This window comes from Pseudomonas sp. AGC41, from assembly GCF_057334555.1.
The window spans coordinates 203761-214642 of sequence record NZ_JBHFJB010000039.1 but is presented as its reverse complement, the minus strand read 5'-3'; the positions used below and the strand labels follow the sequence as shown (position 1 = coordinate 214642).

The following is a 10882-nucleotide window of genomic DNA, read 5'->3' as shown; positions in this document are numbered from 1 at the left end:
GGAGCAAGCTCCCTCGCCACAGAGCACAGTGCCAACCTGGCCCCTCGCGTTATGATGTCTTTTCAACTTCGCTCCGATTCCAACCCATGACCTACAACGTCTCCCCCATCGGCTTCGTCCGCTCCTGCTTCAAGGAGAAGTTCGCCATTCCGCGCCAGCCACACCTGGCCCCGGCCGCGCGTGGCGTGCTGGAGCTGGTGGCGCCGTTCGACCAGGGCGAGGCGGTGCAGGGCCTGGAACAGGTCAGTCATGTCTGGCTGCTGTTCCTGTTCCACCAGGCCCTGGAAGACAAGCCCCGCTTGAAAGTACGGCCGCCACGACTGGGCGGCAACAAGTCGATGGGCGTATTCGCCACCCGTGCTACCCATCGCCCCAACGGCATCGGTCAGTCAGTGGTGAAGCTGGAACGAGTCGAAGCCGGTCGGCTGTGGATTTCGGGCATCGATCTGCTGGACGCGACGCCAGTGCTGGACATCAAGCCCTACGTGCCCTACGCCGACATCATCGGCTCGGCGACGAACAGCATTGCCAGCGCAGCGCCTGCACTGATTCCGGTGCAATGGGCAGGCTCAGCCCTGCTTCAAGCCCGCGAGCATGCCCTGCGCCTCGAAGAGCCCTTGGTGGAGTTGATCGAACAATGCCTGGCCCAGGATCCACGTCCGGCGTATCAGGTCCCCGCAGCCGAACGGGAATACGGCGCGCAGTTCTGGGACCTGGATGTGCGCTGGCATTATCCACAGCCGGGGGTGATTCGAGTGCTGGAAGTGATTCCGGCGCAGGAATAATCGCCGGAAACAAAAAAGCCCGCGCGGCCTGGATCAGGCGGCGCGGGCTTTTTTTGTGGGCTACTGCTGGACCGAGTCGCCTTCTTCGCGAGCAGGCTCGCTCCCACATTTGGTCGAGTTGTTACAAAACCTTGTGGAGCGAGCTTGCTCCGGGCGGCGATCCGACGATGGCGGTCGGTCAGCCACCGCACAAACCGCGGCTTATTTCTCTACAAACGCCCGCTCGATCAGGTAATCACCCGGCTCACGCATACGCGGCGAAACGGTCAGGCCGAAGCTGTTGAGCACTTCGCTGGTCTCGTCGAGCATGCTTGGGCTGCCGCACAACATGGCGCGGTCGTCCTGCGGGTTGATCGGTGGCAGGCCGATGTCGCGGAACAGCTTGCCGCTGCGCATCAGGTCGGTCAGGCGGCCTTCGTTCTCGAAGGGCTCACGGGTCACGGTCGGGTAGTAGATCAGCTTTTCGCGCAGCGCTTCGCCGAAGAATTCGTTCTGTGGCAGATGCTCGGTAATGAATTCGCGATAAGCGACTTCATTGACGTAACGCACGCCGTGGCACAGGATCACTTTCTCGAAACGCTCGTAGGTTTCCGGATCCTGGATGACACTCATGAACGGTGCCAGCCCGGTGCCGGTGCTGAGCAGGTACAAATGCTTGCCAGGCTTGAGGTCGTCGAGCACCAGCGTGCCGGTAGGCTTCTTGCTGATGATGATCTCGTCGCCTTCCTTCAGGTGCTGCAGTTGGGAAGTCAGCGGACCGTCGGGAACCTTGATGCTGAAAAATTCGAGATGCTCTTCCCAATTCGGGCTGGCAATCGAGTAAGCGCGCATAAGCGGGCGGCCGTTGGGCTGCTGCAGGCCGATCATCACGAACTGACCGTTCTCGAAGCGCAGGCCCGGATCGCGGGTGCACTTGAAGCTGAACAGAGTGTCGTTCCAGTGATGAACACTGAGGACACGCTCGTGGTTCATGTTGCTCATGTACGGGGGACTCCTGGAAATGATGCCTGCGCCGATAATCTGCGCAATTGCATCGCATTCTAATGGCGGCGACAATATCTGTTAAATGGATTATTAAGATAAGGGTTATCGGTTATATAGATATGCGATTTACTCTACGTCAACTTCAAGTCTTCGTCGCCGTCGCCCAGCAGGAGAGCGTGTCCCGTGCCGCGGGCCTGCTCAACCTGTCGCAGTCGGCCGCCAGCACGTCCATCACCGAATTGGAGCGCCAGTCCAGCTGCCAACTCTTCGACCGCGCCGGCAAACGCCTGAGCCTCAACGCCCTCGGCAAGCAATTGCTGCCCCAGGCCGTGGCCTTGCTGGACCAGGCCAAGGAGATCGAAGACCTGCTCAACGGCAAGTCCGGCTTCGGCTCACTGGCGGTCGGCGCCACCCTGACCATCGGCAATTACCTGGCGACCCTGTTGATCGGCGGCTTCATGCAGCGCCATCCGGAAAGCCAGGTGAAGCTGCATGTGCAAAACACCGCCAATATTGTGCATCAGGTCGCCCACTACGAAATTGATCTGGGTCTGATCGAAGGCGACTGCAGCCACCCGGACATCGAGGTGCAGAGCTGGGTCGAGGACGAATTGGTGGTGTTCTGCGCGCCCCAGCACCCATTGGCCAAACGCGGCCAGGCGACCATGGAGGAGCTGACCCGCGAAGCCTGGATCCTCCGGGAACAGGGTTCCGGCACCCGCCTGACCTTCGACCAGGCCATGCGTCACCACCGTAGCGCGTTGAATATCCGTCTGGAGCTGGAGCACACCGAAGCGATCAAGCGCGCCGTGGAGTCCGGCCTTGGCATTGGCTGTATCTCGCGCCTGGCCCTGCGTGACGCCTTTCGCCGCGGCAGCCTGGTGGCCGTGGAAACCCCGGACATGGATCTGGCGCGACAATTTTATTTCATCTGGCACAAACAGAAATACCAGACATCGGCCATGCGTGAGTTTCTTGATCTGTGCCGGGCGTTCACTGCTGGAGTGCAGCGCAGTGACGAAATCGTCCTGCCCGCCATCGCCTGAAACTCAGAGCAGTATCAGGCCCCAAACCAACGCAATCATCGTCAGGGCAACCAACTGGGCGGCGCTGCCCATGTCCTTGGCGTTTTTCGACAGCGGGTGCAGCTCCAGGGAAATGCGGTCGATAGCCGCTTCCACCGCCGAATTGAGCAACTCCACGATCAGGGCCAGCAGGCACACCGCAATCAGCAAGGCCTGCTCGACGCGGCTGACGTTAAGGAAAAACGACAGCGGAATCAGAATGACATTGAGCAGCACCAGTTGACGGAAAGCGGCTTCGCCAAGGAACGCTGCACGTAGGCCATCCAAGGAATAGCCGGAGGCATTGAGTATGCGTTTCAGGCCGGTTTGGCCTTTAAAAGGTGACATAAGGTAAGGCACTGATCGAAAGGAATGGAGAAGCTAATGTAAACGCGGTCAAAAAAGCGTGAATTCAAACGCTAGGGCTGCGGTGAAATTGACTCAAGTTGTTGCAACAACAACGCCGCCTGCGTTCGGGTGCGCACGTTGAGTTTACGAAAGATCGCAGTAACGTGGGCCTTGATCGTCGCCTCGGACACATTCAGCTCATAGGCAATCTGCTTGTTCAGCAGGCCTTCGCAGACCATGGTCAGCACCCGGAATTGCTGCGGCGTGAGGCTGGCCAGGCCTTCGCTGGCGGCCTTGGCTTCGGCGGAAACACTCACCGCTTCGAACGCCTGGGGCGGCCAGGATACATCGCCATCGAGGACGGCCTTCACCGCTCTTTGAATCATTTCCAGGGAGCTGGATTTGGGAATGAACCCGCTGGCGCCGAACTCGCGGGCCTTGACCATCACCGAGGCCTCTTCCTGGGCCGAGACCATCACCACCGGAATCTGCGGGTATTGCCCACGCAACAGCACCAGGCCAGAAAAACCATACGCACCGGGCATGTTCAGATCCAGCAGCACCAGGTCCCAGTCGGCCTTTTCAGCCAATCGGCTTTCCAGTTCCGCGATGCTGGCCACCTCCGTCAATCGGACATCCGAGCCAAGGCCCAGGGTCACTGCCTGATGCAACGCGCTGCGAAAGAGCGGGTGGTCATCGGCAATCAGGATTTCGTATGTGGCCATTTTTCCAATGATCCTGTTTTTAGTGGCAGGCCCGATGCATTCGCGCCTCGCCGTACAACTCAAGACACCGCCATGCAGCGGTATCAACAGGGGGCACGTTCAACGCCAATCACAGCGTTTCAAACGCCAGCCGCACCCTGGTCGGCGCCAAGCATGCCCAGCGAAGCCGGGGTGGTCAAGCAGCACGGTCACGGCCTTATCCAGTATGGGCCACTACTCGGCCAACAGCGTAGGAGCCGCGCGAACGAAGGGTTGCAGCTCGGCATGGGCCGGCGTGGACTCGTTCACCTCCTGCTGGCGCTTGGCGCCGAGGTAATGCTGGCTGAACACATCGAAATAGGCGTCCAGCGCCGATGCAGCATCGCTGTCCCCCGCCAGTTCCAGGCACAGCGCCGCCACTTCGGCGGTACACAGGTGTTCGCTGCGGGTCGAGCGACGCAAGCGATAGCGAGACAACTTGTCGGGCAACAGGCTCAGGATGGGCAATCGATCGAAATACGGGCTTTTTCGAAACATCTTGCGCGCTTCCGTCCAGGTCGCGTCCAGCAGAATGAATAACGGACGCTTGCCCTGATCGAGCGCCACCGTGTGGGTGACTCGGGACGGCTCGACATACTCGCCAGGAAACACCAGATAAGGCTGCCATTGCGGGTCATTCAGCAAAGCCAGCAATTGCCCGTCGACCTCGGTACGCGACCAGATGAAGGCATGGTTGTCGCGCACCACATCGGCGATCAGCCAACCGGTGTTGCTCGGCTTGAAGACTTCCTTGTTGGTCATGATCAGGCAGACCCCGGAACGAGTCTCGACGCTCGGGCGCCAGGCACACAGGCAATGGCTTTCGATCACCCGACACGCGCTACAACGAGGCGCGCGCCAGCCACGGGCCTGGAGCGGCTTGATGCCCTCGTCGACGCGCTGGTCGCGCAAGCGGGCTACGGCGTTGGGGGCATGGATCATAGCGGGCGACGCCCACGGACAAGAGAACTCGACACGAACAAAACTCGGCAGGACAACAGAGCCCGGCAGTCTACCAGAGCGCGCAAACCTGTACCGTCTACCCGGGCTCACCTATAATCGCCGCCACTGAACGCACAGTCACGTGACCGGTCGAACCCCCTGTCACTGAACCAGGAGAGTTTCATGCTGCGCCTTATCGTCCCTACCGTTGCCGTTCTGCTGGCGACGTCCATCAGCGCTCAGGCCGCGTCGCTGAAAGAACTCGAACTGAACAAGATGCTGCAGAACGTGGCCACGCAAAGCAGCGTCGGCACTCCGCGCGCCATCAACGAAGACATTCTCGACCAGGGTTATACCGTCGAAGGCACCGAGTTGGTCAACCATCTCAGCGTGCAGAGCAGCCACGCCCAGAAAATGCGCGCCGATCCCAAGGCGGTCTATTTCCAGCTGGGCTCCACGGTGTGCACCAATCCAGGCTTTCGCAAGCTGATGGCCAAGGGCGCAACCATGCGCTACGAATTCACCGAAATTAAGACCAACCGTCCGGTCGCCACCGAACGTTTCCAGGAATCGGACTGCCCGAAACCGGCCAAGACCAAAAAATAATCAACCCGAGCTGGCGCGCCGCTGCTCATCGTCGGCGCGCAGTTCCGCCACCAGCGCCTGCAAATAGCGCGAGCGCCATTCCCTGCCCTCCAGCCGACGGCAGCACTCCTCTTCAAGGCTCACCTGATTGGCCTGAGCCGCTTCCAACAGGATCAGGTACAACTGCTTGTCGAGCTCCAGAGTTATTCTGGTCATTCCTCCCGCCTCCCTGCCCCTGTAAATGCTTCACTCCCCAGCGTGGACGCCCAACCGTGGACGTCGAATAACGTCGGCACGCTTGTTATTGAGTAAATCAGAGCGGGACGTAGCCAGTCGGTGATCTGACGAGCGGTGCATTACCCACTATCAGAGCTGGGGCGCAGGATGCCTTCGCGAGCAGGCTCGCTCACAGGAATTTTGCCGAATACACACCTGATGTTCGCTGAGGATCATTTGTGGGAGCGAGCCTGCTCGTGATGACGGATTCCAGGTCTATAGGCGACGGTTGCAAACCGTCACCTCCGGGCGCCATGATCAACAAGAGGCTAGATTCAAACTATCGCCTGTTACCGGGCAGAACGAGGCTGCCCTTGCCAAAAACCCTGACGCTTGATTGATTTTCATCCAAGGGAAACAGCAGAACCCGTTGGTGGCTTGATCGTCTTGCTGCGATTTGCGTCGAGCCAGGTTGAACGCCCGGGCATACGCCGGGCTGACGACGGCACAGGAAGCGCCGTGGCCCTGACGAATCTCTCGTTCGGGCCGGGTTCTGTTCAGAAGGAGAAGCTGAATGCCTTACAAACCGAATGACCTGCTCAGTCGTCACTTTGAGAACCATGGCCACGACCTCACCCGCAAGGTCGAAGAGCAACTCAACCTGGTATCACCCAACAGTCCCAATATCCCCATTTACCGCGACATGATCCTGACCGTGCTGCGCATGGCCCAGGAGGATCACAACCGCTGGAACGCCAAAATCACGCTGCAGGCACTACGCGAACTGGAACATGCCTTCCGCACGCTCGAACAATTCAAGGGCCGTCGAAAAGTCACGGTCTTTGGCTCGGCCCGAACGCCTATCGAACATCCGCTATATGGCTTGGCGCGAGAACTCGGCGCGGCGCTGGCCCGGTCGGACATGATGGTCATCACCGGTGCGGGCGGAGGCATCATGGCCGCCGCCCATGAAGGCGCAGGCCGCGAGCACAGCCTGGGCTTCAATATCACCCTGCCCTTCGAACAGCATGCAAACCCGACCGTCGAGGGCACGCAGAACTTGCTGCCGTTCCATTTCTTCTTCACTCGCAAGCTGTTCTTCGTCAAGGAAGCAGACGCGTTAGTGCTCTGCCCAGGCGGTTTTGGCACCCTTGACGAAGCATTAGAGGTCTTGACGCTGGTGCAGACGGGTAAGAGCCCATTGGTACCGATAGTGCTGCTGGATGTGCCGGGAGGGAAATTCTGGCAGAGCTCCCTGGATTTCATCCACGAACAATTGGCAGCAAACCGCTACATCCTGCCAACCGACATGAAGTTGATGCGCCTGGTGTACACCGCGGAGGATGCGGTGGAAGAAATCACCCAGTTCTATCGCAACTTCCATTCCAGCCGCTGGCTCAAGCATCAGTTCGTGATCCGCATGAATCATGCGCTCACCGAACAGGCGATGCAGCAGATGCAGGTCCAATTTGCCGATCTATGCCTGAACGACTGCTTCCATCAGCATGCCTACAGCGGCGAGGAGCCGGAAGAAGCGCCTTTCAGCCATCTCACGCGCCTGGCATTCACCTTTAACGCCCGCGATCACGGTCGACTTAGAGAACTGGTGGACTATATCAACCTGCCGGAAAACTGGGCTCAGCCTGCCGCCCAGCCCCACCCGCTGACCTGGGAGCCAATTGAGGTGAATTGAGCCCATAAAAAAACGGCCCGCTATCAAAATAGCGCGCCGTTTTATCTAGTCATCGGTGCCACGACCGCTGAACAAGCGATTGATCATTTCCATGGAATATCCGCGATACGCCAGGAAACGGCCCTGCTTCGCCCGCTCCTTCACATCAATGGGAAGATGTCCGGAGAACTTGCGACGCCAGGTATCGATTAACTGTTCCTGCCAATCGATACCGCTTTCCCGCAAGGCAAGTTCGATATCCGGTCGTTGCAAGCCGCGCTGGCCAAGTTCTTCGCGAATTCGCATCGGACCATAACCAGAGCGGGCGCGATAAGAAACAAAACTTTCGAGATAGCGCGACTCCGACAACAGCCCCTCTTCCGTCAAACGGTCGAGGGCTGTGTCGATCAACTCATCAGGAGCGCCGCGCTGGCGCAGTTTACGCGTCAGCTCGACTCGGCCGTGCTCGCGTCTGGCGAGCAGGTCCATTGCGGTTCGCCGCACCGCGACGAGGGTATCGAGTACGGCGGTCATCGGATCGATCAGATGTCAGCGTCAGCCAGATCGTCTGCAGTTTCGCGATTGGCCACGGCCTTGACGTCTGCAACCGGGCTCAACAGTTTGTCGCGCAGTTGTTTCTCAAGGGCTGCCGCGACTTCCGGGTTGTCCGCCAGGAACTTGGCCGAGTTGGCCTTGCCTTGACCGATCTTGGTACCGTTGTAGGCATACCAGGCGCCGGATTTCTCGACGAAACCGTGCAACACACCCAGGTCGATCATTTCACCGTTGAGGTAGATGCCCTTGCCGTACAGGATCTGGAATTCAGCCTGACGGAACGGCGATGCCACCTTGTTTTTCACGACCTTGACGCGGGTTTCACTGCCGACAACCTCATCACCTTCTTTCACCGCGCCGGTACGACGGATGTCCAGGCGAACCGAGGCGTAGAACTTCAGCGCGTTACCACCGGTGGTGGTTTCAGGACTGCCGAACATCACGCCGATCTTCATGCGGATCTGGTTGATGAAAATCACCAGGCAGTTGGCGTTCTTGATGTTACCGGTGATCTTGCGCAGGGCCTGGGACATCAGGCGAGCCTGGAGGCCCACGTGCATGTCGCCCATTTCACCTTCGATTTCCGCCTTGGGTACCAGTGCCGCTACGGAGTCGACGATGATCACGTCAACCGCGTTGGAGCGCACCAGCATGTCGGTGATTTCCAGGGCCTGTTCGCCAGTGTCCGGCTGGGAAACCAGCAGATCATCGACGTTGACGCCCAGCTTGCCGGCGTATTCCGGGTCCAGGGCGTGTTCGGCGTCGACGAAGGCGCAAGTCGCACCGGCTTTTTGAGCCTGGGCGATTACGGACAGGGTCAGCGTGGTTTTACCGGAGGATTCAGGACCGTAGATTTCAACAATACGACCTTTTGGCAAGCCGCCGATGCCAAGCGCGATGTCCAGGCCCAGGGAGCCGGTGGAGATGGAAGGAATAGCCTGGCGGTCCTGATCGCCCATACGCATTACGGCACCCTTGCCGAATTGACGTTCGATCTGACCCAAGGCCGCAGCCAAGGCTTTCTTCTTGTTGTCGTCCATTAAAGTCCTCACGTAATCAATAAGGCCTGACGGCCAACACCTGTATAAGTAGCCAGTATTATTCCACAGCGATTCAGGATCGCCTACCCCTGATTTGAGATTTCTCTGGCGGCATGTTGTAACAGCCCGTCTAGCGCGGCCTTCACCGTTTGTCGGCGGACCTCGTCGCGGTTGCCTGGGAAGAAGCGCCGCTCGCTGAACACCGCCTCGCCAACGCCCCAGGCGAGCCATACGGTGCCCACCGGCTTGCTCGGCGAGCCTCCGTCCGGCCCGGCCACGCCGCTGACCGCCACGGCGAAACGCGCCAGGCTTTTCTGCTGGGCGCCCCGCGCCATCGCCTCCACTACCTCGCGGCTGACCGCGCCGACGTTATCGAACAATTCGCGGGGCACACTCAACTGCTGGGTTTTCTGGCGATTGGAATAAGTGACGTAGCCGGCTTCGAACCAAGCCGAACTCCCCGGAATCCGCGTGATCGCCTCGGCAATCCCGCCGCCGGTACAGGATTCGGCGGTGGTGACATGGGCGTTGAGCACCTGCAAGCGCCTGCCCAACTCAGCGGCCAGTCCGGTAATGTCATCCATGGTCCTCTCCTGATTCGACGCGACTGGCGCCTACCGTACACCAGCAGCCACAGCTTGCAAGGTCCGGCAGATTACCGGGCCAACGCTCTGACATAGGCCTGGCAGGCCTGCAAGGCGATCAGTCCACGGTCACCCTCGTCGGTGATGGCGATAATTCGTTGAGCATGCGCCGGGTCAAGTCGGGCGCGTGGGGCGCCATGATCCACGCCGCCGGCGCCGGTGGCGGCAAGCACTGTACAACCGGTGGCAACATCGTCGGCGTCGAGGAGGACTGACAGCCGGACATCGGCAGTAGCAAGGCGATCGCGCAGGCGATCCTGGTCACGTTGGGCATCGCTCAAGGCTCGGTAGTGGGTTTGTTCGCTGGCGGAGAGTTGTTGCTCCAGGGCGCGGCGTTTGTTCTGCTCGGCCTTTTGCAGCATCGCTGCCGTCTGGGCCATTCGATTGAGCGTCTCGGACTGCGACTGCGCCAGTTGCGCCAGTTGCCTGCCGTACCGCCACTCCTGGAGCCGCCACGCCAACATGACGGGACCACCGATCAGCAGCGCCACTAATACAACGACACCTAGCGTACGGCAGGAAAACGGCATCAGGCCGAAGGTTGGCATAACACTTCCCTCGCCCGCGCCCAGAGTTGCAAGCGATCCATCAGGCCATTCAAGCCGCCATTGATGCGTCGGGTAATGCTGTTGAACTGGTCACCATCAGCCAGCTCATTCAAGCCGTTCTGCGCCCAGAACCAGGCGGCGGATTGCGCCGCCCATTGCGGTTGTTCGAGCAGTTCGGGTAAGGCCAGCAAACGTTCGTCGCCGAACAGCCCCAGGCTGCAACGAAGGTAATTGTCGTGGCCGGTAATCTGAAGCAAGCCCCGGCCGCGATACTTCTGACCGTCACCGTCGGGCCGGGTCGAGTTGCCCAGGCGAACGGCCAGGGTTCCGGTGTCGTATTTGCTCAGGTATTGCTCGCTGCCCAGCTCCCGTACATAACGCAACTGCCCCGATTCGTGACCGACCTGGGCCAGGAATGCGGCGATGCGCTTGGGAGTGTCGATGCGGTAACGAGACATAGCGGTGTTCAACGCTGGAATAAAAACGCCCGCTTGGGCGCGGGCGTTGGGCATGATCTTGATGAGTTGCTGTTGCGTAAGGTCCATGTTCGGGTTATCGCACATACATGATCAAAGCTGCCCGGCCAACCAAGTCAAAGCCTGCCGCCACGCGACGGGCGAGCGTGGGGCATTGCTCACGCAGTTGCGTGAGGATCGGGGTGATCTTCATGGGGGGGGGTTCCGGTGGTATGGAAGGTAGCGTCAGGGAAACCTGTGGGAGCGAGCCTGCTCGCGAAAGCGGTGTGCCAGGTAACAC

Annotated in this window: 14 protein-coding genes and 1 pseudogene; 4 read left to right on the top strand and 11 right to left on the bottom strand. The window is 59.8% G+C overall.

Annotated features, from left to right (window positions below):
- Positions 1 to 86: 86 nt before the first annotated feature.
- Entirely contained in the window at positions 87 to 785 is a 699-nt protein-coding gene (gene tsaA / locus ACE04F_RS08020) for a tRNA (N6-threonylcarbamoyladenosine(37)-N6)-methyltransferase TrmO (RefSeq protein WP_486105707.1), read from the top strand.
- Between the two features lie 201 nt (positions 786 to 986).
- Here tsaA and fpr read toward each other — a convergent pair whose 3' ends face one another.
- On the bottom strand, positions 987 to 1766 hold the full coding sequence (fpr, locus tag ACE04F_RS08015) for a ferredoxin-NADP reductase (RefSeq protein WP_003198368.1): 780 nt from the start codon (positions 1764 to 1766) through the stop codon (positions 987 to 989).
- A gap of 122 nt (positions 1767 to 1888) precedes the next feature.
- On the opposite strand from fpr, the gene ACE04F_RS08010 reads away from it, so the two are divergent.
- A complete protein-coding gene (locus ACE04F_RS08010; protein ID WP_181289263.1) occupies positions 1889 to 2815 on the top strand; it encodes a LysR family transcriptional regulator in 927 nt (308 codons plus the stop codon).
- Between the two features lie 3 nt (positions 2816 to 2818).
- Here ACE04F_RS08010 and ACE04F_RS08005 read toward each other — a convergent pair whose 3' ends face one another.
- The 3 genes from ACE04F_RS08005 to ACE04F_RS07995 form a co-directional block, all read right to left on the bottom strand.
- Positions 2819 to 3181, bottom strand: coding sequence for a diacylglycerol kinase (locus ACE04F_RS08005; RefSeq protein ID WP_486105706.1), 363 nt, complete (start codon positions 3179 to 3181; stop codon positions 2819 to 2821).
- Positions 3182 to 3252: 71 nt separating this feature from the next.
- A complete protein-coding gene (erdR, locus tag ACE04F_RS08000) occupies positions 3253 to 3906 on the bottom strand; it encodes a response regulator transcription factor ErdR (protein WP_486105705.1) in 654 nt (217 codons plus the stop codon).
- Positions 3907 to 4119: 213 nt separating this feature from the next.
- Complete coding sequence (locus tag ACE04F_RS07995; RefSeq protein ID WP_486105704.1) at positions 4120 to 4866, bottom strand: tRNA-uridine aminocarboxypropyltransferase; 747 nt, start codon at positions 4864 to 4866, stop codon at positions 4120 to 4122.
- Positions 4867 to 5049: 183 nt separating this feature from the next.
- On the opposite strand from ACE04F_RS07995, the gene ACE04F_RS07990 reads away from it, so the two are divergent.
- On the top strand, positions 5050 to 5472 hold the full coding sequence (locus tag ACE04F_RS07990) for a quorum-sensing-regulated virulence factor family protein (RefSeq protein WP_486105703.1): 423 nt from the start codon (positions 5050 to 5052) through the stop codon (positions 5470 to 5472).
- Here the strand turns inward: ACE04F_RS07990 and ACE04F_RS07985 are convergent, their stop codons facing one another.
- A complete protein-coding gene (locus ACE04F_RS07985; RefSeq protein WP_486105702.1) occupies positions 5473 to 5667 on the bottom strand; it encodes a hypothetical protein in 195 nt (64 codons plus the stop codon).
- A gap of 574 nt (positions 5668 to 6241) precedes the next feature.
- Here ACE04F_RS07985 and ACE04F_RS07980 point away from each other — a divergent pair.
- A complete protein-coding gene (locus ACE04F_RS07980; RefSeq protein WP_486105701.1) occupies positions 6242 to 7360 on the top strand; it encodes an LOG family protein in 1119 nt (372 codons plus the stop codon).
- A gap of 45 nt (positions 7361 to 7405) precedes the next feature.
- On the opposite strand, the gene recX is transcribed toward ACE04F_RS07980, so the two are convergent.
- From recX to ACE04F_RS07950, 6 genes and pseudogenes are all read right to left on the bottom strand, one after another.
- Positions 7406 to 7873: a recombination regulator RecX gene (gene recX / locus ACE04F_RS07975; protein WP_486105700.1), complete on the bottom strand. Its 468-nt coding sequence runs from the start codon at positions 7871 to 7873 to the stop codon at positions 7406 to 7408.
- 8 nt (positions 7874 to 7881) lie between these two features.
- A complete protein-coding gene (gene recA, locus ACE04F_RS07970; RefSeq protein ID WP_079303629.1) occupies positions 7882 to 8934 on the bottom strand; it encodes a recombinase RecA in 1053 nt (350 codons plus the stop codon).
- Positions 8935 to 9017: 83 nt separating this feature from the next.
- Positions 9018 to 9518: a CinA family protein gene (locus tag ACE04F_RS07965; RefSeq protein ID WP_486105699.1), complete on the bottom strand. Its 501-nt coding sequence runs from the start codon at positions 9516 to 9518 to the stop codon at positions 9018 to 9020.
- A 71-nt stretch (positions 9519 to 9589) separates the two neighbouring features.
- Positions 9590 to 10126 carry a lysis system i-spanin subunit Rz gene (locus ACE04F_RS07960; protein WP_486105698.1) on the bottom strand — a complete coding sequence of 179 codons (537 nt, stop codon included), beginning with the start codon at positions 10124 to 10126 and terminating at the stop codon, positions 9590 to 9592.
- On the bottom strand, positions 10108 to 10671 hold the full coding sequence (locus tag ACE04F_RS07955; protein ID WP_486105697.1) for a glycoside hydrolase family 19 protein: 564 nt from the start codon (positions 10669 to 10671) through the stop codon (positions 10108 to 10110). Before ACE04F_RS07955 ends, ACE04F_RS07960 begins: the two co-directional genes overlap by 19 nt.
- Before the next feature lie 43 nt (positions 10672 to 10714).
- A pseudogene (locus ACE04F_RS07950) lies at positions 10715 to 10795 on the bottom strand (phage tail terminator protein); the annotation flags it as partial.
- Between the last annotated feature and the right edge of the window lie 87 nt (positions 10796 to 10882).